This window comes from Microcoleus sp. B4-C1, from assembly GCF_036705285.1.
Taxonomy (GTDB): domain Bacteria; phylum Cyanobacteriota; class Cyanobacteriia; order Cyanobacteriales; family Microcoleaceae; genus Microcoleus.
Genome location: NZ_JAUBUC010000007.1, coordinates 36355 through 61443, shown reverse-complemented (window position 1 = coordinate 61443; position 25089 = coordinate 36355). Strand labels below are relative to the sequence as shown.

General features: G+C 46.8%; 17 protein-coding genes. 13 read left to right on the top strand and 4 right to left on the bottom strand.

The annotated features are described in order from the left end of the window. Positions 1 to 250 precede the first annotated feature (250 nt). Positions 251 to 1867, top strand: a complete 1617-nt coding sequence (locus QUB26_RS04515; protein WP_333316957.1) for a HAMP domain-containing sensor histidine kinase — start codon at positions 251 to 253, stop codon at positions 1865 to 1867. 251 nt (positions 1868 to 2118) lie between these two features. Here QUB26_RS04515 and QUB26_RS04510 read toward each other — a convergent pair whose 3' ends face one another. Further along, positions 2119 to 3678 carry a UDP-N-acetylmuramoyl-L-alanyl-D-glutamate--2,6-diaminopimelate ligase gene (locus QUB26_RS04510; RefSeq protein ID WP_333236321.1) on the bottom strand — a complete coding sequence of 520 codons (1560 nt, stop codon included), beginning with the start codon at positions 3676 to 3678 and terminating at the stop codon, positions 2119 to 2121. 199 nt (positions 3679 to 3877) lie between these two features. Beyond that, positions 3878 to 4183 carry a glutaredoxin family protein gene (locus QUB26_RS04505; protein ID WP_333236521.1) on the bottom strand — a complete coding sequence of 102 codons (306 nt, stop codon included), beginning with the start codon at positions 4181 to 4183 and terminating at the stop codon, positions 3878 to 3880. A gap of 208 nt (positions 4184 to 4391) precedes the next feature. Between QUB26_RS04505 and QUB26_RS04500 the strand changes: the two genes are divergently transcribed. From QUB26_RS04500 to sbcD, 4 genes are all read left to right on the top strand, one after another. Then, positions 4392 to 5447: an acyltransferase gene (locus QUB26_RS04500; protein ID WP_333316955.1), complete on the top strand. Its 1056-nt coding sequence runs from the start codon at positions 4392 to 4394 to the stop codon at positions 5445 to 5447. Positions 5448 to 5762: 315 nt separating this feature from the next. After that, positions 5763 to 7040 carry an ATP-dependent DNA ligase gene (locus tag QUB26_RS04495; protein ID WP_333316953.1) on the top strand — a complete coding sequence of 426 codons (1278 nt, stop codon included), beginning with the start codon at positions 5763 to 5765 and terminating at the stop codon, positions 7038 to 7040. A gap of 89 nt (positions 7041 to 7129) precedes the next feature. Then, a complete protein-coding gene (locus QUB26_RS04490; RefSeq protein WP_333236315.1) occupies positions 7130 to 7705 on the top strand; it encodes a Uma2 family endonuclease in 576 nt (191 codons plus the stop codon). Positions 7706 to 7814: 109 nt separating this feature from the next. Continuing rightward, positions 7815 to 9056 carry an exonuclease subunit SbcD gene (gene sbcD, locus QUB26_RS04485; protein ID WP_333316951.1) on the top strand — a complete coding sequence of 414 codons (1242 nt, stop codon included), beginning with the start codon at positions 7815 to 7817 and terminating at the stop codon, positions 9054 to 9056. A gap of 130 nt (positions 9057 to 9186) precedes the next feature. On the opposite strand, the gene fmt is transcribed toward sbcD, so the two are convergent. Together fmt and QUB26_RS04475 are read right to left on the bottom strand one after the other, a co-directional pair. Then, positions 9187 to 10197, bottom strand: a complete 1011-nt coding sequence (fmt, locus tag QUB26_RS04480; RefSeq protein WP_333316949.1) for a methionyl-tRNA formyltransferase — start codon at positions 10195 to 10197, stop codon at positions 9187 to 9189. A gap of 443 nt (positions 10198 to 10640) precedes the next feature. Beyond that, on the bottom strand, positions 10641 to 13760 hold the full coding sequence (locus QUB26_RS04475) for an SUMF1/EgtB/PvdO family nonheme iron enzyme (protein WP_333316947.1): 3120 nt from the start codon (positions 13758 to 13760) through the stop codon (positions 10641 to 10643). 50 nt (positions 13761 to 13810) lie between these two features. On the opposite strand from QUB26_RS04475, the gene QUB26_RS04470 reads away from it, so the two are divergent. The 8 genes from QUB26_RS04470 to QUB26_RS04435 all read left to right on the top strand — a co-directional run bounded on the left by QUB26_RS04470 (position 13811) and on the right by QUB26_RS04435 (position 25021). Next, complete coding sequence (locus tag QUB26_RS04470) at positions 13811 to 13948, top strand: hypothetical protein (protein ID WP_333316945.1); 138 nt, start codon at positions 13811 to 13813, stop codon at positions 13946 to 13948. 191 nt (positions 13949 to 14139) lie between these two features. Then, positions 14140 to 14346: a hypothetical protein gene (locus QUB26_RS04465; protein WP_333316943.1), complete on the top strand. Its 207-nt coding sequence runs from the start codon at positions 14140 to 14142 to the stop codon at positions 14344 to 14346. Positions 14347 to 14430: 84 nt separating this feature from the next. Next, entirely contained in the window at positions 14431 to 15150 is a 720-nt protein-coding gene (locus tag QUB26_RS04460) for a hypothetical protein (RefSeq protein WP_333316942.1), read from the top strand. A gap of 3 nt (positions 15151 to 15153) precedes the next feature. Next, positions 15154 to 16494, top strand: coding sequence for an ABC transporter substrate-binding protein (locus QUB26_RS04455; protein WP_333316940.1), 1341 nt, complete (start codon positions 15154 to 15156; stop codon positions 16492 to 16494). Between the two features lie 572 nt (positions 16495 to 17066). Beyond that, entirely contained in the window at positions 17067 to 19580 is a 2514-nt protein-coding gene (locus QUB26_RS04450) for an MASE1 domain-containing protein (RefSeq protein WP_333236300.1), read from the top strand. A gap of 296 nt (positions 19581 to 19876) precedes the next feature. Continuing rightward, a complete protein-coding gene (locus QUB26_RS04445) occupies positions 19877 to 23599 on the top strand; it encodes a response regulator (protein WP_333316938.1) in 3723 nt (1240 codons plus the stop codon). Beyond that, positions 23592 to 23966, top strand: coding sequence for a response regulator (locus QUB26_RS04440; RefSeq protein ID WP_333143834.1), 375 nt, complete (start codon positions 23592 to 23594; stop codon positions 23964 to 23966). Before QUB26_RS04445 ends, QUB26_RS04440 begins: the two co-directional genes overlap by 8 nt. Then, positions 23963 to 25021, top strand: a complete 1059-nt coding sequence (locus QUB26_RS04435) for an adenylate/guanylate cyclase domain-containing protein (RefSeq protein ID WP_333236297.1) — start codon at positions 23963 to 23965, stop codon at positions 25019 to 25021. The genes QUB26_RS04440 and QUB26_RS04435 overlap by 4 nt, the downstream gene beginning before the upstream one ends. The last annotated feature ends 68 nt before the right edge of the window (positions 25022 to 25089 follow it).

Here is a 25089-nt window from a genome sequence, read left to right as displayed (position 1 = left end):
AGGCGCAAGAAATTATGCGGGATTTTTCGATCGTGCTGGTGCTTGACCCGGCCCAAAAACGGATACCGTGCCACGTACTTAAGTCGTGGAAAGATAAAAATTTTAGACCCTAGTTCAATCTCCCAGATTTATCTGTGGGGTAAATCTAAAATCTAAAATCTAAAATCTAAAATCGACTGACTCCTAACTCCTGAACTTTCCTATACATAAATACTTCACCCTTCATGCCTCCGAAGGTGGGTTTATAACTGTGAATACTTACTTTTTACCGACAATAAGCGAAATTTTAGCCTCCGAAGGCCAAGAAAATGACCTCAGTCTCTTTGATGCTAAGTTGGCGGGAGGAAACAACCGCCATCGGTGTCCTGTAAGCCGTGGGGCTTCTCGGCCCAAAGCTGAACAGGAATGGTACGGGGCGATCGCAGCTTTGAATCAAATGCTCGATCGGCAAAAAGCAGGACAAAAAACAGATGCCGATCGAGCAAATGGTCGATCGACAATCTCCAATTCCTGTCAGGGATTGGTGTTGTCGGGCCCATCTTCGGTTTTGACTCACCCCGCTTTGGCCAACGGCTTTGCCAATTGGATTTTTACCAGTATTCCCGACAACGATGCAGCTTTGTGGTCTTTTCGGGCCAGACAAACTTTAGCTTTAATGCCGGCGGCTGATGTGCAAACCTCAGTACCTGCGACGGCCCCGGCTTTGGCTTTGGCAAGTGGCGATCCCTTAGCCAACGAGCAGTTTTGTTTGGTTTTAACTGCTAGTTTTAGCCTGGTGATGGTTTTGGGTGAAAATTCTGCGGGAATTCCGGCTTTTCTATTTTCTTTCGATCCGCAAGTAGTCGCCAAAGCTTGGGAAGTTTTGCGGCGCAGGGTGACTGAAAGCGAATGTTTGCTTGCCAATTCTGACGGTAGCTTCAATTTACCAGTTAGCAAATTAACTAATAATTCTACTAAATTAGACGCGCTGTTCCAGCAGTTTTTTCCTGTGGAGCCAAATTATCAAACAGTGATGCAGTTCAGCCGCTTGCTGTTGCATAATTTGCCAATTGGGAAAGATGAAGCAGGCAGGATAAAGGATGAAAGAAGTGATGATGGTTTGAACCATAGACATCACAAGTTATCGGCTACAGATATCAACTGCAAATCTCCAATGCCTCTCGCTACTAAAGAGGTGGAATTGCTACAGGCGATCGCCCACGAAGTCCGCACTCCTTTGGCTACTATTCGCACGCTGACTCGATTGCTGCTGAAACGTCCCAAACTCGATCCGGTGGTGGTCAAGCGTTTGGAAATGATTGATGCTGAGTGCACCACTCAGATCGATCGCTTCAGTTTAATTTTCCGCGCCGTGGAATTGGAAATGTCGCAAGCTAAAAATTCTGGCGTGCAGCTAACAGCAATGTCCCTCGGTGAAGTGCTACAAAATAGCATTCCCCGCTGGCAAAAACAGGCGACTGTGCGAAACCACACTTTGGAAGTGATTGTGCCGAAAAAGTTGCCGGCGGTAGTCAGCGATCCGACGATGTTGGATCAGGTTTTAACTAATTTAATTGAGAATTTTACTCGAACTTTGCCTTCCGGGAGTCGCATTCAGGTGGAGGTGACATTGGCGGGCAATCAGTTAAAGTTGCAGTTGGAATCGGAACACCTACCTGAAGGTAATGTCGCCTCGACTTTTGCACAAGCGGCGAATGCTCCTTTGCGATCGATCGGGCCTTTGTTGATGGTGCAGCCGGAGACGGGAAGTTTGAGTTTAAATTTGAGCGTGACTAAGAATTTATTTCGGGCTGCTGGCGGGAAGTTGGTAATTCGCCAGCGACCCCAAAAGGGCGAGGTGATGACGGTATTTTTGCCGCTGCAATAGTGCTTAGTCATTAGTCATTAGTCATTAGTTTTAATCAATGAAAATCTCAATGACAAACTCCGTTCCTTCTCCCAGTGCAGAAATACAACAGTCAATGAGTTTGAGTTGTTTAGTCTCAGGATTAATCAGATATAATCTAGTGCCAATCAGATTCTATCGTCCTATCAATACTTAAAAATACAACAAATTTCACAGCCCACGAACAGCTAACAGTTAACAGTTAACAGTTAACTGTTAACTGTTAACCGAATTCATTTAACCGAATTCATTCTGGCTTTCAAGGCATCTCGCGCTTGTTCTCGATCGTCAAAATGGACTTTTTCGGTGCCCAAAATCTGATAATCTTCGTGTCCTTTCCCTGCAATCAGCACGCCATCTCCCGGTTTAGCGTCCATAATAGCAGTGCGAATTGCAGCGGCTCGATCGCACATCACTATCGGCTTTACTGTGGCGGGAATTCCTGCTAAAACATCCTCCAAAATGCGATCGGGATTTTCCGTGCGCGGATTGTCGGAAGTAACAACAGCTAAATCGGCTAATTCTGCCACAATTTTACCCATGATCGGCCGCTTAGTGCGATCGCGATCGCCACCGCAGCCAAACACGCAAATCATCTTACTCGGAATAAACGGCCGCGACGCCTTCAACAAGTTCTCCAAACTGTCTGGAGTGTGCGCGTAATCGACAATAACGCTAATATCTTGGTCGGGACTAATTTGCACCCGTTCCATCCGTCCCGGAACTCCCGAAAACTGAGATAATTTCTCCACAATTGCGGACAAATCTAAACCCAATTCTAAAACAGCACCAACAGCAGCCAACATATTTGATAAATTGAACTGACCGACTAAAGGCAAAGAAAAAGCTGTTTCACCCTTGGGAGTGTGCAGCATTCCCGTAACTCCATTAGGCTGATACTGCAAATCTGAAGCATACAAATCTGCCGTTTTGTCGCTAGTGCTGTAACTCCAAACTAGGTCAGATTTGAGGGTTTCAACTATCCGCTGCCCGTAGGTATCGTCAATATTAATCACAGCGCGATTTGCGAGGTAATCCGAACCAAACAAAAGCGATTTAGCCTCAAAATAATCTTCCATATCCCGGTGATAATCGAGATGATCTTGAGTCAAATTTGTAAAGACAGCAACTTCAAAACTACACCCCAAAACTCGCTGTTGCGCTAAAGCGTGGGAACTGACTTCCATTACCCCGTGTTTGCATCCGGCGACTACAGCTTCTGCTAATTGCTTTTGCAGGTCAACTGCAAAAGGTGTGGTGTAAAGTGCAGTTTGTTGGAATCCCGGCCAGCGAGTATAAAGCGTACCAAAAATTGCCGTCGGCAACTGCATTTCATTGAGCAAAAATTCGATTAAATGAGTGGTTGTAGTTTTGCCGTTAGTCCCGGTAACGCCGACAAGTTTTAATTTGCTAGCTGGATTGCCGTAAAAAGCAGTGGCTATTTGACCGCAAACTTGAGCCATATCCGCTGCTGCGATGACGCAGGGAACCTCTTCTAGCCCCTTGCTAAGGGGGGAAGGAACCTCTTCTAGCCCCCCCTTAGCAAGGGGGGGTTGGGGGGGTGTCTTCTCGGCTGCTTGGGTGGAAATTATGGCGGCAAGTGCACCAGATTCGATCGCACTTTGCCAAAAATCTCCGCCATCTACCCGAGTTCCCGGCATTCCCAAAAACAAATCGCCCGCCTGACAAGCGTGGGAATTAGTGGATAAACCCTTGACTTCGACATCGAGGGCGGGATGTTGGGCGTCAAAGGAAATGCTGGGAACTGCTGCTAATAATTCTCTCAATTTCATCTGAAAAACTCCTCACTTGGATGTCTTGAATATGACTGGCGGAACACATTGTTTGAGCCACTCTCTACAGGTTTTTGCTGTGGGCGGTGCAAAGCCTAAGTTTTTTTGGTGCGCGGTGTAAAAGCTCTCGCCCTAGAGTAAGCTGCACACCGAGCACCCCGAAGTCAGGATTAAAACCTGAGTTTTTGGGTAAATTGTATTATTGTGACAGATCGATTTGCAAATATTTCTGTAACATTTGCTCCAATTGGGCGACACTACAGCGGGGAGAAGGACGGGGTAACACTTCTTCAGGGGAGAATGCAGCCTCGCCAACAGAATTTGTGGGCTGAGGCTGCACTTTAAACAAAACTGGAACTTCGTACTGATAAGCTTGAAACCAGTCATCGCGTTCGGTAATATCTCGGACTTCGAGTTGAAACTGGAGGCTTTCAATCTGTTCGAGTTTTTCTTGCAACCCTTCGCACAAGTGGCATCCGGGTTTGCTGTACAAAATCAATCGCATCATAACAGTAAGATTAAACTCGATCTTAAATTCTCGAACCTGCGATCGCCATTGGGCTAACTCAACGCGAGTAAGACACAACTCACGGCTTTATTGGTCGCAATGCGCGATCCGATGTTATCTTAGCATTGACGGCAAACCGATTACGGTAATTTGCCATCTCAATGTAAATACAGGTCGATCTATCCATACACTCGGTCAGTAAAAAATGCAAATTACGCCTGAAATTTCTGGGAAAATTAAATTATTACGTCTCCCCCTAATTATTGGGATTGTTACTATTCACTCGTCTATAAATTCTGTGGGATATGCTGACAAATTTTTCCAGACTTTTATTGCGAGCACTTGGGGTGGTTCCTGCGTTTCTTTTTTGTTTGTTATTTCAGGATTTCTTTTTTTCAAAACTTTTAACTTATCGCTAAATTCTTACCAAGAAAAGCTCAAGTCTCGGTTTTGGACTCTCCTGGTTCCCTATTTATTTTGGAACTTAGCTTTATTGGCAATGGTCTTAATTGTCTTGAACATACCGGCAACAAGTTCTATTATTCAAGGTCATTACAAAAAATACATTGAAGACTACAGCTTCGCCAATTTTATAGATTGTTTGACGGGGTACAGAAACGGTTATCCGATCGCATTTCATTTCTGGTATGTCCGGGACTTAATCGCGATGGTGATTCTATCTCCGGTATTTTTACTGGTAGCTAGAAAGATACCCTATCTAGGTTTGGCTTTGTTTGCCGCGCCTTGGTTGCTGAAATTACAACTTGGTTTTATTAAAATCCAGTGGTTGGGGCCACTGTTCTTTTATTTGGGATGTCTGATTGCTGTTCAAAAATTGGATTTAACTTGGATCAATCGACGAAAAAGTTTGATCGTAAGCATATACTTAGCGATGGCTGTTGTGCTGGCAATAATGAAAACATCCGAAATAGAAACTTTCCAACACCTGTTTGAATGCTGCACCAGAGTAGTAGGTACGATGGCGATTTGGTGCGCTGCCGATTTGGTAGGTGGGAAGCTGCAAAAGGTGTGTTTAAATCTTTCGGGTTTGGCATTTTTTGTTTATGCTTCTCACGAACCGACGGTAACAGTTTTGAAGGAAGTTTTTGAGAAATTGTCAAAAACGCCAAATTCGATAACTGTCATGATACACTATTTGTTGATATTGACAATTTCCACTTTACTAACGCTGGCTGCGGGTAGTCTTTTACAAAGGTACACGCCTAAATTTTTCCAAGTGATAACAGGTGCCAGGGGATAATCATACAATTTTAGATTTTAGATTTTAGATTTTAGATTTTAGATTAGGGAGGGATGATTATCATCGTTTCGCTCTTGCCTACAGTAGCATTTTTTGGGGCTACCTAATATCAATTTTAGATTGGGGATTAGAGAGTTTAGATTACTCTCTTTCTGCTCTTCCTCTGTGCCCTCTGCGCCTCTGCGGTAAAAAAATAAATCTAGTTCACCAATGAAAAAGTTAAATTTATTCACACCACCTAATTGTCCAATTACGATTGACTAATAAATCAAGCTTTAGTATAGTATAGAAATAGCCCTACATAAAGGAGGCAGTATGGACTGCACCGAATACGCAGAAGCCAAGCGAAAAGCAGCAAAAAAAATTAGCGCCGACATTCGAGAACGCTGGAACAATCGCATTGTTCAGCGAGAATTGCACTTGATGGGAGAAGCGGGAGCAGTGCAGTATTTAGCTGATTACGGGCGCGGAATTGGTACGGCAAAAGTTATTGGTTTTGCACTGTGCGCGGAGTCGGAAGGATACCCCGAAATGGCGATCGGCTTTTGGAAAAGAGCCTTTGAATTGGAAACCGGAGAAAAGCCGATCGCCCTCAATACTCCAAACAAATCTACCACCAATCTTGCTCCTGCTGCCAAATCAACTACCGCTGCCACAATAGAGACTGTTAGTAGCCCCATTGTTCCCGAATTACCGCCGCATTTGCAGCCGGGAAGGATTGTCACGATGCAGCCAGTTGACGCGCCGAGTGAACGTTCTTATTACATCGAAAATCCCGATTATTGGGGACAGCCAAAGCGCGACGGCAATCGAGTAGTGGTCATCGCGACGCCAGATAAAGCATACTACCAATCGCGATCGACTAACCTGCGGCAACAGGCATCGGTTGAGATCGATCGCACATTAATCGACACAGCCGCTAAAATTGGCACCTTTATTTTAGACGGCGAACTGTATTACAAAAGCTGTACCGGCAGCGAACACCGCACCGGCGCGCAAGCTGCTACAGTTAATATTGAAAGCGGTTTTCCCACAATCCAGCCCAACGCAATTTATGGCATTTTTAAAAGTTTGTTTTTCAAAGGCAATGATTTAACTACCGTGGCAGAATCCGAACGAATTGCAGCGGGAGTTGAAGTTGGCGAAATGCTGGCTAATTTATCCCCAGCCTTTGAAGTTGTACCGACATTTCGCACCACCGCCGAAAAACTCGTCCTGGCAAATCAGCAGGAATCTGAAAATAGAGAAGGCGAAGTTTGGGTGTTGCACAACTGCCAATATGTCGGCGGCAAAGATGTTAAGAAATATCCGATGGTGAGGACTAAATACTGTCAAGAACACGATTTATTTATTGTGGGTTTGACGGCGACCAAAGTTGCGGGGCGGCCGTTTAGTGCCGTCAAAGTAGCGCAAGAAATTGATGGCAAATTAGTCCCAGTAGGAACCGTGGGAACCGGGTTTAGCGGGGAGGAAATGCAGGAAATTGCCCGACTCTACGAGGCTAACCCCAAAAGTGTCAAAATTAAAGTGCGATCGCAGGGTTTGACGGAAAGCGGCAAATTATGGCACGCACGATTTCTGGAGTTTTGTTAAATTTGTAGGGAAACGGCACTGCCGTTTCCTTCCCCGAATATGTGAGTTCAAACACATAGTATCAGATAAAATCATCGGAGTAAAAATCAATGGTTATCAGCAAAAATAATTTCTACATTTCTCCAGAAGAGTACCTAGAAGGCGAGCGAGTAAGCCCGATCAAACATGAGTACAGACGCGGACACGTTTATGCAATGACAGGGGCAAAAAAGCCCCATATCATTATTGCTAGTAACTTAGTAAGGCGGCTGGGAAATCATCTTGATGACACCGACTGCATCGTTTTACCATCAGATATAAAAGTCAGACTGGAAGAGGCAAATTGCTATTACTATCCTGATGTAGCGGTGACTTGCGACGAAAGGGATACCTCAACTACTGAAGATTTCATTTTATATCCATCTTTAGTAGTTGAGGTATTGTCGCCCTCAACGGCAGCTTTTGACAGAGGCGATAAATTTGCAGATTACCAAACTTCTCCGAGTTTGCAAGAATACGTACTCATAACTCAATCAGAAATCAAAATTGAGTGTTTTCGCGTCAACGCTGAGGGAAATTGGGTTTCTCAGACTTACCGACAAGGAGAGGAGTTAGAGTTAACGAGTATAGATTTTCGCTGCCCGATCGCACAAGTTTATCAAAAAGTACCCGGCCTCATATTGTGATGTATGAAAAAAAAATTTCTTTGGTTCGTAGTCAGGAATGCAAGTTTTTCTTCTGAGGACTGAAGTCCTCACTAGGAACCGAAACGATAGCTAACAAATAGAAAAAACAATGATTAAAATCTTACACCTTTCAGACATTCACATGGGCAGCGGCTTTTCTCACGGTCGGATTAATCCAGAAACCGGTTTAAATACGCGGCTGGAAGACTTCGCGGCGACGCTGAGCAAATGTATGGATAGAGCAATTTCTGAACCCGTAGATTTAGTTATATTCGGCGGCGATGCTTTCCCGGATTCGACGCCTCCACCGTTTGTTAAAGAGGCTTTTGCTTGCCAATTCAGCCGCTTGGTGGACGCGCAAATTCCGACTGTTTTGCTAGTAGGAAATCACGACCAACATTCTCAGGGACAAGGTGGCGCGAGTTTGGGAATTTATCGGACTTTGGGGATACCTAAGTTTATTGTAGGCGATCGCCTGGACACTCACCTCATTCAAACCCGCAGCGGGCCCGTACAGGTGGTAACATTGCCTTGGTTGACTCGATCGACCTTAATGACGCGATCCGAGACTGAAAGCCTGTCTATGGGCGATGTTAACCAATTATTAACCGAAAAACTGACGATCGCAATGGAAGGCGAAATCCGCCGCCTCAACCCCGACATACCCACCGTACTTTTAGCGCATTTAATGGCAGATAAAGCGAGTTTGGGTGCCGAGCGTTTTTTAGCAGTTGGTAAAGGTTTTAACATTCCCGTTTCCATGCTAACTCGCCCTTGTTTTGATTATGTTGCTCTCGGCCACGTACACAAACACCAAAATCTCAACGCTTCCAACAATCCGCCCGTAATCTATCCCGGAAGTATCGAACGAGTTGATTTTAGCGAAGAGAAAGAAGATAAAGGTTTTGTGTTAGTTAATGTGGAACGGGGGAAAGCTGAGTGGGAATTTTGCACTTTGCCAGTGCGGGTGTTTCAGACGATTAAAGTGAATGTTTCCGAATCGGAAAACCCGCAAGCCGAGTTAGTTAAAGCTATTGGCAAGAAAGAGATACAAGACGCGGTTGTGAGATTAATTTACCAATTGCGATCGGAACAATTAGATTTAATAGATAACGGAGAATTGCACACACTTCTGGGCGAAGCGCACAGCTACACAATCCAACCGGAATTAGTCAGTCAGCTAGCGAGGCCGCGGTTGCCCGAATTGAATGCTAATAATAGTATAGAACCGTTAGAAGCTTTGAAAACTTATTTAGCAAGTCGCGAAGATTTGAAAGATGTTGCGGAGAGTATGTTGGAGGCGGCGCAGGGTTTGTTGGGCGGTACGGAGGAAGTTTTGGTGGAATTTTAGGTAGAATTTTAGGTAAGATCGGGTATGTAAATTTTCCCTACCACACAATCTCAGAAACCGGGTTTCTTCCTATATTTTTCGTACTCAACCCAAATGATTCGCAGAAACCCGGTTTCTACCTACCACTCATTTACTTAACTTCAACCCTCCCAAAAACTTCCCCTACAGCCAACCGAGTTCCATTGGCAAAATCCACCCCAGACTGCACCTTTTTCCCCGCCAACTGCACCTCCCGCAATAATAATAAACCATCGCCGGTTTGGACGATCGCCCCCAAGCCCTTCACAACCTTGACAACTGCCCCATTTGCGCCCGATAACTGATCCAAAACAGGCCATTCGCGTTCCAAAACTCTCAAATCCGCTGGCATTTGCAGCCAATATTCCGGCCCGACGGGCACAGTAGCTATCACCTTCAGAGAATTGCCGCGAAAAGTCGTCGTGCAATCCGGGAAAAAGCCCCTAACTTGATTGTGAAGGTCGATCGCACTTTTCGACCAATCCAGCACATAATCTGCACTCTTAATCATCGGCGCATAAGTCGCCTCAGCATCATCTTGAACAACAGCTTTAACTTCCCCATCCCTCAACTTCACCAAAGTTTCTATCAACAAATCCGCCCCAACTTCCGCCAACCTATCCGCCAAAGAATCAGCATTATCCAACAGCGAAATACCAGCAAAAGCCTTCAATAGCATGGCCCCACTATCCATCCCAGCATCCATCAGCATAGTAGTAATTCCTGTTGTCTTTTCCCCGTCAAAAAGACAGCGCTGAATCGGCGCGGCACCGCGATACTTCGGCAAAATTGAACCGTGAACGTTAACGCAAGCCAAACTAGGAATATCCAGAATTTCTTGAGAAAGAATTTGGCCGTAAGCCACCACCACAAACACATCCGCCTCCGCTTCTCGCAACTTAGCAAGCGTTTCCGCATCCTTCTTAATTCGGCGCGGCTGCCAAACCGGGAGACTGTGATTTAAAGCCACATCTTTTACAGGTGAAGGCATCAATTGATTGCCTCTTCCCCGACGTTTGTCCGGCTGAGTCACTACACCCACAACCTCAAATTCTGGGTGACTTAGCAAACTGGATAAAGTAGGAACAGCAAAATCGGGAGTGCCAAAAAAGACAATTTTCATATACTTTTAGTTATGTAGAACAGCCGGAAAAAACCATAACATATTATAGATGCGTGTGTAGCCAAAATCTATACAAGTCGGCAGTTTATAGTGAGGTGGGAGCGGGTTTCTATCGTTTGTCGATGGGTGGCAAATATCAGGCGTGAACCCCCCCTACATAGATGGTCAAATTCTTGGTAAAATCTTCAAGAAAACCTGTAGGGGCGAGTTCACCAACAATCTCTAATTGACACCCCAAATATCTATAAACCCGCCCCCACCCAACCAATAACCCCAAACAACCCTTAAATTCCATCAATTATTTAACATCTCGGTGGCGTGGGGGCGGGTTTGATAATTTGTCGATTGGTGGCAAATATTTCGGTGAACCCGCCCGTACCGAAATTATGTCTATTTAACCGGATTTGCGATCGCTCCTGAAATTTTTTTAAAGCGCTAACGCACTACCGGAAAATGAAAAAGAGCAAAAAAGCAAAGAAGAGTACACACAGCCAAGACAGCCAGGAAGGGAGAGCCACAGCCTCCACTACACGAACACCCCTGTACCCGTTCAAGTAGCCCGCAGAAGGGAGAGCCAAAGCCTCCACTACACGAAAACCCCTGTTCCTGATGTACGAGTAGCCCGCAGAATTGTGGCGGTCGGCAGCACGGCAATCGACCGCATTGTTGTTCCACGAACCACCACGCTGCACACGGTAATCATTTCCGCCAGTTTCCCAGGAACTACCATCAGATGGTGCGCCGTTATAATCGCCATGCCAAGGATCAGCACACCATTCCCAAACATTGCCGTGCATATCGTAAAGTCCAAAGGTATTCGGAGGAAAACTCCCCACTGCCGTTGTTTCTTGGCGATAAAGTCTTTTGGGTGCAGAACCGTAGGGATTATTGCCATCATAATTAACTAAATCTGGGGTAATTGTCTCCCCAAAGTGAAAAGCTGTACTCGTACCTGCCCGACAAGCATATTCCCATTCCGCCTCACTCGGCAAACGATAGTTTTTCCCGGTTTTCTTCGATAGCCTCTGACAAAAACTTACAGCATCATTCCACGCTACTTGTTCTACAGGCCGCTTCGCACCTTTAAAATCAGAAGGGTTATATCCCATCACCGCTTGCCATTGTTTTTGGGTAATGGGATATTTTCCGATATAAAATGGTTGGGCAAAAGTGACCTGATGTTGCGGGCGTTCATTATCATTACCTTCTCCCGATGGTGAACCCATCATAAAACTACCCGCGGGGATATGCACCATTTCCAGTTTCACCCCCTTGCCTAAATCTTCCTCTTTTTGATAAGCTTTCCCTGACTTCTTACTACTTTGTTTCCCATACTTGTCCACCTTAATGATTTTAAAAGTAAATGGTTTACCTTTGCTAGCTTCTTCCTCCCGGTGCAAAGGTTCCGCTGCGGCTGCTTGACGTTGAGGTACTATTGCTTCTGCTTCCCGGCGTTGACGTGCCCTTTTTTCTTCCTCCTGGCGCTGACGTTCCGCTTCTGCTTCCCGTTTTCTCTCCTCTAATGTACCCAAAGCCACATCGCGAATATGCAGTACACCCGGTAAACTCGGATCAATTTGCAAAGCGCGATTAAAATCTTCAATTGCCTGTTCTAACTGTCCTAATTTATGATAAACTAGCCCGCGATGATGGTAAGTATGAGCATCATTAGGATTTAATCGCAGTACCAGGTCAAAATCTGCGATAGCGCCCTCATAATCGCAAACTTGATAATAAGCCAAACCGCGCTGAATATTCGCGTCTAAGCGAGAACTATCTAACTGTAAAACTTGATAAAAATCTGTAATTGCCGAGGAATATTCCCCATTGTTTGCCCGTTGTAAACCCCGTTGCCAACAAGACTCGATCGCGCTTAGTTGTAAATCCGCCCCCAAACCTTGCAAACATTGATTTAGCTTGGTTACATAGGGCAAATCATCAATGGTTAAAGCCGCAGCCAAAGCATTTAATAACTGACTTTGTTCTGGAATCGGCAAACCATGCAGTTTTAACCAATCTTGGACAGACAAATATAACTGTGCTGCGGCCCACTGCTTGTCAGCCAAACTCAACAGAGATACAGCTAAATCCAAACGCAAATCAGGAATTAATGCCGACTGTTCTTCAGCCAAGTTGTCATATAATGCCTGATAATAACCCACTGCAATTTCTATGACAGTCTCCTGTTCCTCTGCGGGCATTTTTGCCAACATTTCCGGGAGTAACTGCGGCAGCAAAGGTGTTTTTTGCTCGTTTGGAGGCAGAAATATCAGACAATATTCATCAACAATTAACCCGGCGATTAAAGCATGGAATATCCCGATAAATTCGGCCAAATCATTGTAATCATTTTTGTGCAAATGATAAGGGCGATGAATTTCGCTTAAATCTTCTCCTTCCTCTAGGGCACCGCGTTCAATTTCCAAAATTCGTAAATTTTGCTGATAGCCTTTAACTGTTTCCTCACCATAACGGCTATCAAAATCAGCCACAGGCTTACCAGAGTCAATATACGCTTGTCGTTTCCCTTGCCAATTCACAGCCCGTTGTTTGGCAAAATCATACAATACCTCAACCCAAGGTAATTGATGAATTGGGGTTTGGTAACGATATTTTTTGAAATTAATATGCCAAAAGCCAAAGCGCAAATAAAAGTCATCGGGCGTGGCGGATGAGTCTAAAATGAGTGTGGGAATTACCCGCAAACCTGCAAATAAGTTTTCCGCCGCCGCTTCTTCCCGAAAAACATTACTCCGCCAATAACCGCCCATAAATTGCACTGGCCGGCCCTCGGTGATATACTTGTCTAGGAAGTTTCGCAGATAATTGCTTAAAAATTCCTCAGATACCGGAAAGTTTTGATTTGGTCTAGCAGCATCGTGAGTCAAGACTGGCGGTGATAAGAAAACTCGTAAAATGGGTGTATCTTCGGGGTTGATGTTGGCAATAAGGTTTTCGGCGGTGACTAAAATTGGGGAATTTTCTAAGTTTTTTTGTTTAACAATGGTGGCAATTGCTGTTTCGCGATTTGCCTGAGCAATCTCTCGTGCTAAGAGAGCATCTAACTGTTTTAATTCTAGTTGGAGCTGACGCTGTTGAGCGAGGCAAAATTTTTGCAATTCGGCGCGCAATACTTCTAGTTGGGCGCTGTGTTCGCGGTTGAGTTGGCCTTCATTGGCTTGAAAACCCCAATTTAAATCCGCTAATTTATATTGTAACTCGCGGTTTAGCATACCTTCATTGCGTTGACAAGCACTATTCATTTCTGCGAGGTATTGCTGTAAATCTCGGTTTAATTCGCCTTCTTCCCTTGTGACATCAAGGGTGGCTTGATGTTGCAAGGCTTGGAGAATAGAAATATTTTCTTGTAGTTTTATTTGTTTGTTAGCGTTTTCTGAATTAATCTTGGCAATAGAAATCGCAGTGTCTGCATTGATATTAGCAATAGAGAGGGCGGTTCGAGCTTGGATATCTGCTTGAGATTCTGTCGAAAGAAGTTTCGCATCAGCATCATTTTTAATCTGAACCAAAACACTTTTTTTTCCGGGTAATGCTTTAGTCATAAAAAATTGCTCCTATTTGGTATGGTTCAGGCTTGATCAACAAGATATTGATGGAATCTAAGCGTTTTTTGGGGCTGTTGCTGGGGTGGGGGCGGGTTTATTCAGATGATTGGTGGGTGGCACAATTGAGCGGTGAACCAGTCCCTACATATTTTATTGAAGATTATACCAATAATTTTACCATGTAGGGGCGGGTTCATCCACATATTTGCTACCCATCGACAAACGATCAAAACCCCCCCCACCCCTCTTTGGGATTTTTAATGGCGACGCACCCTAGGACTGCTTGATTAAAGTGAGAGAGGGGTGTTCCGAAGGACGATCGCCTACAATCTATAGGTGGTAAAGTTGTCAAAATTGCGATCATACCTCCTCGAACATGGAAAGCCCGTCGAATCTCCTGCTTAAACTCAGCCGCAGCTTATTTGCCGACACCGCCGCACAAGAAAAGTTTATTCATGCCGTCACCAATCCCCAACCTTTTAATCCTGCTATCTTGTGGGTGCAACCAAAACCAACAAAAAACCCATTTGATATCGAAATTCCAGTTTCTTGGCAACCGCCATTTGTAGATAGACTGGCATGAGAATCCCAGCCGGGAAAACCTTTTTTACATCAAGCAGGACATTACTACTGTCTCGACTTTTCCTCAATCTTCGCAGCCTCCACATTGTTAACAATACCCCAGCAAACCAAACTAATCTTAGATATGTGCGCCGCCCCCGGAGGAAAAAGTATATTTGCCTGGAAAACATTAAACCCAGAATTGCTGTTGTGCAACGAAGTCATAGGCAAACGCATGGGAATGCTGATCTCTAATTTAAGACGCTGCCAAATTAACCCATCCGCCGCCGCCAACGTCGATTCAAAAATACTTGCCGAAAAGATGCCACAAACGGCTAATTTAGTAATAGTAGATGCTCCTTGTACTGGTCAATCACTCTTAGCAAAAGGAGACAAAGCACCCGGCTGCTTTCATCATGTCACCATCAACAGCAATGCCAACCGCCCAAAAATAATTTTAGCCAATTCTGCTAAAATTGTAGCGTCCCAAGGTTATCTTGCATACATGACCTGCACTTATTCAACCGCAGAAAATGAACAAGTCAGCCAATGGCTGTTAAGCAAATTCCCCGATTTTGGGCCAGTCTCTGTTCCTCATTTAGAAAAATATCGATCGCACCTGACAGAAATTTCTTGCTATCGGATGTGGCCGCAAGATAGACTAGGAGCAGGAGCTTTCACCGTTTTGTTTAAAATACCTCGGAGATATAAAAAAGTAGCTACCAGCAGATTTTCTAGATTTAGCTCGTTTTACCAACATCTAACTATCCGCGTCCATCCGCGTTCCTCGGCCGTTAAAAAAATCTTCCTCCCTGAATACAAATAAAAAATGATATTATCCAAATTATCCAAAGCAATTAAAAGGCAACTAAAACTAGCTGTCTGCATTTTACTTACCTTAAATTTGCTAATATTAAGCGGCTGTCAAAACAGCACAACACCCGCATCAAAAAACGGCGAACCACTCGAACTCACACTGTGGCACGGCATCAATCCTCCGCCAAACCGCGACGTATTTCAAACCCTCACAGACAAATTCAACAAAACACATTCCAACATCCAGATCAAACCAGTTTACATCGGTCAGCCCGACCAACAACTACCAAAAATACTCACAGCAATAGTTGGAAATGCACCGCCGGATGTGCTGTGGAATGGCCCCTCAATTGCAGGAAAACTAGCAGAACTCGACGCAATTGAACCCTTAGAAAACTGGCTCGACAAATCGCCCCGGAAAGCCGAAATCGACCCGGCCCTCTTCGAGTCAATGGAACTTGGCGGACACACTTGGTCAGTTCCCCTAGGCACAAACAACGTCGCCATATTTTACCGTCCCAGCTTATTTGCAGCAGCAGGAATCAAAAAAGTGCCGCAGAATTGGGCGGAATTAAAGCAAGTAGCCCGATCGCTCACGCGAGACACCAACGGAGACGGCCGCACAGACCAACACGGCATAGTGCTCCCCCTAGGCAAAGGAGAATGGACAGTATTTACCTGGCTGCCATTCATGTTCAGCGCAGGGGGCGAACTCAAAGGCAAAACACCTCAAAGTCCTGTACCCCAAATAGATAATCCCGGTTCTCACGCCGCCTTAGAATTGTGGAGCGACTTGTTAAAAGAAGGTTCAGCAATATTGTCAGCACCCGAACGCGGTTACGAACTCGACAACTTCATCGCCGGCAAAGTCGCCATGCAAATCACCGGGCCGTGGACGCTAGCACAGTTGCAGCAAAGCGCGATCGACTACGGAGCCATGCCTTTACCGCTCCTCAAACGCCCCGCAGCCGTCGTAGGGGGTGAAAACCTATTTTTAATGAAAACCTCGCCAGAACGAGAGCGAGCAGCCCTAGTATTCTTAGAATACGTTATAGGTGAAGAATTCCAAACAGCATGGGCATTGGGAACAGGTTATTTACCCATTAACTTAAAATCGAGACAGAGCCAAGCTTATCAAAGCTTTGTGGAAAAAAACCCTGTTTTGCGAGTATTTTTAGAACAAATGAACTCAGCCAGAGCGCGACCCATTATATCAGGTTACTCCCGCCTGTCAGAAAACCTCGGTCGCGCCATAGAGGCAACCCTTCTCGGCGGCAACCCCCAAGATGCCCTTAAAGAATCTCAAGAGCGTTTGACACTAACCTTAGATATTGCAACAGCTAAAGAGAAATAGACCAGAAAAAATATTTTTCTTAGCTGTAAATTATCCGCTTTCACTGTATTCGATCGCAAGACTTGCAGCGTCGATTAATTGGTTGAAAATCTCGTGAAAATCACTACCGCCTGCACTTCTAATCAGAAACCGTGTTTCTTGCCCCAAACTTACCTAAAAGCAGAGATTTTACGTCGCGGTTATGGGTATTTTAGGTATTTTAGGTATTTTAGGTATTATTGAGCATGGTGCAAAATGTTAGGGTGAATAGAGTTACGATCGCCCGACACAAAAAGACACCCACTGTCGCTCGGTAATAAATTTTTAACAAAAACCAAAAATTTACAAACCAATTGCTTAGCCATTAGAGATATATTTACAAAAAAGCGCTCCTCTCGAAATTCATGGGCAGATTTGATCCAACAAAAAAACCGAACCCTCAACGGCACCACAAAAAGTTAGCTCAAACGCTTCTCCCACTACCTACCACTCATGACCTACCATCACCTAATAGAAACATTTTCTCTACCCTGTGCCTGTCCCGTGCCACATACTGAGACCCCAACAACCGTCCACCTTTTCCCCAAACGACCATGCAGACAAAGTTCCTTAATGCAATCAAAGGACATTCCTGGCGGTACTTCCTCGCAGTAGGCACGATCGCCCTGGTCTACTATTGGGCGTCGCAATTCGCCATTTCCACCCTCACCCTCAGTTCAGAAATTTACCCGATGTGGCCAGCAGCAGGAATTGCCCAAGTCGCCCTGCTGCTGTTTGGGCGGCAACTGTGGCCGGGAATCGCGATCGGAGGCTTCCTGTTCAGCATGAACGTACCGTCGGCCAACATCGCCACGGCATTGATATCGGCAGGCGCCAGAAGCCTGCAAGCGTGGACGGGAACTTATCTACTCCAAGGCCTTAACTTTAGCGCCGGGCTCGATCGGCTCAAAGACGTTTTAGGAATAGTCGGACTAGCAGCCTTGGGATCTACCCTGATCAGCTCCACCATCGGCAGTATCCTCGTATGCCTGAGTGGTATATCTAGCTGGAGCGATTTTGGCACGATTTGGGGGACTTGGTGGGTCGGAGACGCTATGGGAATTGTGCTCGTCGCCCCGCTGCTACTGACGTGGCAACAAATGCCCAAAGTCCCCACCCATCGCAAACAGATAGTTGAACGAGCGATTTGGCTGCTGCTGCTACTCGCAGTCGGCTGGCTCGTCTTTTGCTCCCGCACCCGCGCCGCCTACGCCCGCTATCCCCTCGAATACTTACCATTTCCCCTAGTAGTTTGGGCTGCCTTTCGATTCGGTCAGCGCTACACCGCCCTCTCCAACTTCATCCTCTGCGGCTTCGCCATCTGGGGTATCGCCCGAGGCAGCGGCCCCTTCCTCAAACACGCCAGCAGTATCCCCCAAGCACTGTTATCCCTGCAAGCCTTCATCGCCGTCATCGCCGTCACCGGCTTAGTCTTAGCTGCCACCGTCGCCGAACGCCACCAAGCAGAAGTCTCCCTGCGCGCCAGCGAAGCCAGCCTCGCTAACGCCCAACGCATCGCCCAGCTAGGCAACTGGGACTTAGACCGCAACGCCCAGCAATTGCGATGGTCAGAGGAAATTTACCGCATCCTGGGACAGGAACCCGGAACTTTTGAACCCAGCCTGGAAGCCTTCTTGGAATACGTGCACCCGGAAGACAGAGAATTAGTCAGAACCTCGATCGAAGCCGCTTTATTTCAGCAACAGCCTTACAGCATCGACTACAGGCTCATACTCCCCGACGGTAGCAACCGCACAGTCTACGAACAAGCCGCCGTCACCTCCCTCTACATCACCAGCACCGTCCAAGACATCACAGACAGAAAGCAAGCCGAAGCCGCCCTGCGTTCTTCAGAAGAAAGATTTTCCAAAGCCTTTCACGCCTCCCCAGTCGGGATCAGCATCTGCACCCTCACAGACGGATGCTTCCTCGATGCCAACGAAAGCTTTTTGCGCTCATTAGGCTGGCTGCGGCACGAATTTCTCGGCCGCACTCCCAGCGACTTAGGAATATTTGTCAATTCAGAAGACGGGGGGCGGCTCGCCCAGATTTTGCAATCACAAAATTCGATCAGCAACCAAGAAATCAAAATTCGCACCAAAGCCGGCGAAGTGCGCGACTGGCTGCTGTCAGTGGAACTCATCCACCTCGGCAGCACTCAGTGCGTTTTAATCATGACCACCGACATCACCGAACGCTTGCGTTCCGAAGAATTCCGCCGCGCCGCATTAGCCGCCGAAGCTGCAAATAGATCCAAAAGCATTTTTCTCGCCAACATGAGTCACGAACTCAGAACCCCCCTCAACGCCATCATCGGCTACAGCGAGATCCTGCAAGAAGACGCCCGAGACCTCGGTGCCGAAGAGTTCATCGACGACCTCCAGAGAATTAACACGGCCGGCCAGCACCTACTCGCGCTGATTAAAGATATTCTCGACTTGACCAAAATTGAAGCAGGCCGCATCGACTTCGACCTCGAAACCTTCACCATTTCAACTCTGGTTGAGGAAGTAGTTGCCACGATCGCGCCGATGGCAGACAAAAATAGCAATATTGTAGAAATACAATGCCCCGATGATATTGGCTCAATGCAGACCGACTTGACTAAACTCCGGCAGTCTCTGCTCAACATCCTCAGCAATGCCGCGAAATTTACTTGCTCCGGCGCGATTACCTTCGCCGTTACCCGATCCGTCGAACCCCCCGCCGACTCTGCAAAGAAAGGCAAAACACTTGGAGCGTATAGAGGAGGTGGCCAAAATGAAAATAGCTTGTCTCTATTATCTTCCGCTCAAGATTGGATCATTTTTACGGTCAAAGATACCGGCATTGGCATGAGTCCCGAACAGTTAGCCAGAATCTTTGAGCCTTTCACCCAAGCAGATTCCTCAACTACTAAAAAGTACGGCGGCACTGGTTTGGGGCTGACGATTACTAAGAAATTCTGCGAAATGATGGGCGGAGACATTACCGCATTCAGCGAGGTGGACAAAGGTTCTACCTTTACTATTCGGCTGCCAGCTATTTTCACCGACCTTTCAATCTCAACCGAAAAGTCTGACAAATAATAATTTATTGACATTTCTTTTCGAGCGTGGCCGGTTTTATTCGCCTCCGCAATTTGCTGATTCTTTCCCTAGCGGGTATCGAGATTTTAAACATATAGCCAAATCATTAAAGCAGTTAGGATATAATTAGCGCCGTTTAAAAAGTTTTGGAGAACACAGATGCTCAATAGGCTTTTCGATCCAACCTAAGATTTGCTTGCTCCCGTAGCTTTCGACTAACTGTATAGCTGCGTATATATAATATTATTAATTAAAAAGATATACTGTAGAAAGTTGCCTACAAAGTGCCAGAAAATATGCACCCCCACCTCCAGCGCCAACTCGAACAGCTCGGTTTAGTCGGCGAGTCTCCTCCTCCCACTGCTGAGCAGTGGCAGCTTTTATTAGAGCAGGTAAGTTGTAGCTATGACAAAGCTCAGAGTCAGCAAGAACTTCAGCAGCAGGATTGCTTGAACAACGAGACAGTGGCGTTAAAGGATTTAACAGACTCGCCCCAGTCTCCTCAAGACTCTCCAACAGCTTCAGAATTCGATCGACTGCGGGCGAGTGTCAACAGTTGGGGAGCGGGATTGTGTATCCTTGACGCAAAGGGCTGTGTAATCTCGGTGAATCCAGAGGCCGAACGCTTGCTGGGATGGCGAGAGTCGGAACTTGCAGGCGTTTCCCTGCTAGAGCGCATCGGGAAGCAAAACAAAGGCAACAAATCCCAAGTTTTGACGGAGCCGAAACAGTCGGCAAGCAAGAGTGAAGATAGGCCGATCGCACCTACACTAGATTTACAACAGGCGATCGCTTCCAGTCAACCTTGCAACAATTGGGACGACGAGTTTTTGTGTCGCGACGGCAAGATTTTACCAGTTTCCTATTTTTTCCATCCCGCCGTTGAGGGCAGCGAAATATCAGTCTTGGTGTTTTTTGACATTTTTGAGATTAGAGAACACAAGCAATCGCTCTCGATACTGCAAGCAGTTCTAAAATCTACAGAGGCAGGAATTCTGGCGGTTGACAGAAACGGCAAAATATGTAATTATAATCAGAAATTTCTAGAGATGTGGGGTTTGTCCGCCAGCCAAGGAAAGTTGAGCCGATCGACCTTCGGCACAGTCAAAAACACGATCGAAACAGGATTCCCCTTCGACAGGGAACAATTAAAAGACCCGCAAGGATTTCTCCAAAACGCGATCAAAGTGTCGGCAGATCCAGATACTCAAATCAGCGACTTATTAGAATTTAAAGACGGAAAAATTCTTGAATTAAATTCGTTGCCCTCAAAAGTCGGAGCGAAAACAGTCGGTAGAGTCTGGAGCTTTCGAGACGTTACCAAACTCAAAAAAGTAGAACAATCTTTGCAGTATCGAATAGAATTAGCTCAGTTGATTGCCCATTTGTCAACCCATTTCATCAGCCAGCCCTTATCAGAAATAGACAAAGGCATCGATCGAACTCTAGAAGCGATCGCCACATTGAGCGGGTTTGACCGCAGTTACATCTACCTGTTATCATTCGACAAAACCCGCGCCGACAAAACCTACGAGTGGTGCGGCGAAAGCATTCCGGCAGTCAAAAACAGCACCGACAAACCAATAGACATCGCACAAATCCCTTGGATTGCAGAAAAGCTCGATCGCGCCGAATGCCTCTATATTCCAGAAATTGGCGAAATCCCGCCCTCAGCAAAAGCCGAAATTGCCTATTTTATCGGTAAAAATCCAGCCCAATTCCAGACAGACTCCCCATCCCAAACAGTCAATCAAACAGCAACCGCCTCAATACCTGCAATGGGCGCTTCCATCAATAAATTAGAATCACAAAAACAGCTAAAAAATATCCAATCGCTGATAATTATTCCCCTAATTGGTTGTAGTAAAAACCTAGTAGGAATTCTCGGATTCGATGGCTTACAGCAAACAGCAGGTCGAGCAACCGAAATATCCCCACAGCTAAAAATGGTAGGAGAAATGCTCGCCAATGCCCTAGAGCGCAAGCGAGCAGAAGCAGCCTTGAGACAATCCGAAACAAAATACCGCAGCATCTTTGAAAACGCAGTCGAAGGCATATTCCAGACAACGCCTTCCGGGTACTACCTCAGCGGCAATAGCGCACTAGCCCGAATTTACGGCTACGAATCCAGTACCCAAATGCTCGCCGAACTCACCGATATCAACCGTCAATTTTACGTTAACCCCAATCGGCGCGCCGAGTTTATGGCCGAATTGGGCGCGCGCGGCCAAGTGTCAAAATTTGAATCCCAAGTATACCGCCGAGACGGTAGCACAATCTGGATTTCCGAAAACGCCCGCAGCATCTGCGACGAAAGCGGCAGCGTTTTGTACTACGAAGGCACAGTCCAAGACATCACCGATCGCAAACAGGCAGAATCCGCCTTGCAGTCGGCCCTAGAAGCAGCAGAATCAGCCAACCGGGCAAAAAGCACATTTCTCGCCAACATGAGCCACGAACTTCGCACACCGCTCAACGCCATCATCGGCTACAGCGAAATGCTCCAAGAAGAAGCCGAAGAATTGGGCAGTTGCGAATCCGTCCCCGACCTCGAAAAAATCTGCAGCGCCGGCAAACACCTGCTGTCCCTGATTGACGACATCCTAGATATTTCTAAAATTGAAGCAGGGCGAATGGATCTCTACTTAGAAACCTTCGACATTCATAGCTTAATTGAAAGTGCTGTTGCCACGGCCAGGCCGCTGGTAGAGAAAAACGGTAATACCCTAGAAGTGTACTTTCCAGACAACCTCGACACCATGCACGCGGACATGACCAAAGTGCGGCAAGTGCTGCTTAACTTGCTCAGCAACGCTGCCAAGTTCACACAAAACGGGAGAATTGCGATCGGAGTAGAAAGATTTAAAAATGAACAATTAAAAATGAAAAATCAAGAGGAATCTTCCCAAATTTTAATTTCCAACTCCGAATTTTTAAGTTTCCGCGTCGCCGACACCGGCATCGGCATGACAAAAGAGCAATTGCAGCAAGTTTTCCAACCTTTCACCCAAGCTGATGCCTCGACTACTCGCAAGTACGGCGGCACCGGTTTGGGACTAGCAATCAGCCAGCGCTTCTGTCAAATGATGGGCGGCAGCATAGAAGTCAGCAGCATCTTGGGCTCCGGCACCACTTTCACCGTGCTCTTGCCCAGCGCCATCAAACAGCCGGAAATCCCCAACAAAGTCCACGACAGCACAAACCCTCCCGACGCCCCCGCTATCGGCACGGTGCTGGTAGTTGACGACGACCCGATCTCGCGGGATTTAATCCAGCGCGCCCTCAGTCGCCAAGGACTGCACGTAGAAGTCGCCGGCGGCGGCGAGCAAGCTCTCCGGCTGGCTAAGCAACTACGGCCAGACGCCATTACCCTGGATGTGATCATGCCCGGAATGGACGGCTGGGCGGTACTCTCAGCGCTGAAGGCAGATCCTGACCTTGCCGAAATTCCCGTAATCCTGCTATCCTTTGTGGGCAACAAAAGCCTCGGCTTTGCATTGGGTGCCTCGGACTACCTCACCAAACCAGTGGACGGCAAACGGCTGGCTGCCTTGTTGAACAAGTACCGACGCGACCAAGACGGCGTTGCAAGTAACAATTTGACCTGTCAGATTCTAATTGTGGAAGACGACGTTGCCACGCGCGAAATACTGCGATGCGTACTAGAAACACAAGGCTGGGCAGTAACGGAAGCTGATAGCGGACGCGCTGCTCTCGATCGGCTAAAAGTTGCTCGCCCGCACCTGATATTACTGGATTTGATGTTGCCAGAAATGGATGGTTTTGAGTTGATCGGGGAAATTCGCAAATCCCATTCGGGAGATCCTATACCGATTGTTGTGATCACGGGGAAAAATTTGACACCGACCGAAAGCCAGCAGCTAAACGGCTACGTCGAGCGGGTGCTACAAAAGGGAGTCTACAGTTGCGATACTTTGTTGCGCGATGTTCGCTCTATAGTCAATGACAGGTTCGATCGCAGGTACGACTCGAAAGGCAAGGAGAACACCAATGGCTAAAATCCTGTTGGTCGAAGATAACGAAATGAATAGGGATATGCTTTCCAGGCGTCTGGCCCGCAAGGGACACGAGGTCTTTATTGCTGTTGACGGTGCTGAGGGAGTGTCGATGGCGCTCGCGAAAGTACCGGATTTGATTCTGATGGATATGAGTCTGCCGGTTCTCGACGGGTGGCAAGCAACGCAGCAAATTAAGGCGGCTTCTGAAACTAGCACGATTCCGGTGATTGCGCTGACGGCTCACGCAATGGCGGGCGATCGTGAAAAGTGTATTGCCGCCGGCTGCGACGACTACGACACCAAACCGGTCGAGTTTCCTCGACTTTTGGGTAAGATTGAACTGCTTCTAAAAAAGGCTATGACATGAAAGGTGACGAGGGCAGCGTGCTGGTTGTTGACGACAATGAGGTAAACCGCGATTTGCTGGCCCGCCGACTTCAGCGTCAAGGCCACGTGGTGACTGTTGCTGAAGATGGTCTGCAAGCTCTGGAAATGTTGCGAAGCGATCCTTTTGATTTAGTTCTCCTAGACATTATGATGCCGCAAATGAACGGCTATCAGGTGCTGGAAAATCTGAAGGCGGACGAAAAGTTGCGCTACATCCCGGTGATTATGATTTCGGCGGTGGACGATATCGACAGTATCGTTCGGTGTATAGAGTTGGGGGCGGAGGATTATCTTTCTAAACCGTTCAATCCGGTATTGCTCAAGGCTCGGATTAGCGCTTGTCTGGAAAAGAAGCGACTGCGGGATAAGGAACAGGCCTATTTACATGAGTTGGCTCAGGAAAAGGAAAAGTCCGAGCGTTTGCTGTTAAATATTTTACCGAGGGCGATCGCACAGCGCCTGAAACACGGGGAAATTACGATCGCAGACAGTTTCGCTGAGGTGACAGTGATGTTTGCCGATTTGGTCGGTTTTACTAAGCTTTCGGCTCATTTATCGCCTGCCCAATTGGTGGAGTTGCTCAACGAAATTTTTTCGGCTTTTGACGAGTTGGCCGAGCGCTACGGACTTGAGAAAATTAAGACGATCGGCGATGCTTATATGGTAGTTGGCGGTTTGCCGACGCCCAGCGAGGATCACGCCGAGTCGATCGCGGAAATGGCGCTGGAAATTCAAGCAGCAATGACTAAGATGCGTACCAAGGGAGGTCAGCCGCTCAGCATCCGCATCGGCATCCACACAGGCCCGGTAGAAGCTGGGGTAATCGGTACTAAAAAATTTACTTACGATTTGTGGGGAGATACGGTAAATACAGCTTCCCGGATGGAATCTCAAGGCGTCCCCGGCAGCATTCAGGTGACAGTTGCTACCTACGAACGCTTGCGGGGTAAGTACGTTTTTGAGGAGCGCGGCGTGATTCCAGTGAAGGGGAAAGGCGATATGATGACTTATCTGCTTGTGGCCCGAAACGCTTAATTAATCATTGGGCATTGGGCATCGGGTATCGGTAACTAATATCCACAGTCAACAGTCAACAGTCAACA

Coding starts and splice junctions, on each gene's coding strand:
- QUB26_RS04510 (WP_333236321.1), bottom strand. CDS start 3,678: ATGAAATTGAGAGAATTATTAGCAGCAGTTCCCAGCATTTCCTTTGAC.
- QUB26_RS04505 (WP_333236521.1), bottom strand. CDS start 4,183: ATGCGATTGATTTTGTACAGCAAACCCGGATGCCACTTGTGCGAAGGG.
- QUB26_RS04500 (WP_333316955.1), top strand. CDS start 4,392: ATGCAAATTACGCCTGAAATTTCTGGGAAAATTAAATTATTACGTCTC.
- QUB26_RS04495 (WP_333316953.1), top strand. CDS start 5,763: ATGGACTGCACCGAATACGCAGAAGCCAAGCGAAAAGCAGCAAAAAAA.
- QUB26_RS04490 (WP_333236315.1), top strand. CDS start 7,130: ATGGTTATCAGCAAAAATAATTTCTACATTTCTCCAGAAGAGTACCTA.
- sbcD (WP_333316951.1), top strand. CDS start 7,815: ATGATTAAAATCTTACACCTTTCAGACATTCACATGGGCAGCGGCTTT.
- fmt (WP_333316949.1), bottom strand. CDS start 10,197: ATGAAAATTGTCTTTTTTGGCACTCCCGATTTTGCTGTTCCTACTTTA.
- QUB26_RS04475 (WP_333316947.1), bottom strand. CDS start 13,760: ATGACTAAAGCATTACCCGGAAAAAAAAGTGTTTTGGTTCAGATTAAA.
- QUB26_RS04470 (WP_333316945.1), top strand. CDS start 13,811: ATGGAATCTAAGCGTTTTTTGGGGCTGTTGCTGGGGTGGGGGCGGGTT.
- QUB26_RS04465 (WP_333316943.1), top strand. CDS start 14,140: ATGGAAAGCCCGTCGAATCTCCTGCTTAAACTCAGCCGCAGCTTATTT.
- QUB26_RS04455 (WP_333316940.1), top strand. CDS start 15,154: ATGATATTATCCAAATTATCCAAAGCAATTAAAAGGCAACTAAAACTA.
- QUB26_RS04450 (WP_333236300.1), top strand. CDS start 17,067: ATGCAGACAAAGTTCCTTAATGCAATCAAAGGACATTCCTGGCGGTAC.
- QUB26_RS04445 (WP_333316938.1), top strand. CDS start 19,877: ATGCACCCCCACCTCCAGCGCCAACTCGAACAGCTCGGTTTAGTCGGC.
- QUB26_RS04440 (WP_333143834.1), top strand. CDS start 23,592: ATGGCTAAAATCCTGTTGGTCGAAGATAACGAAATGAATAGGGATATG.
- QUB26_RS04435 (WP_333236297.1), top strand. CDS start 23,963: ATGAAAGGTGACGAGGGCAGCGTGCTGGTTGTTGACGACAATGAGGTA.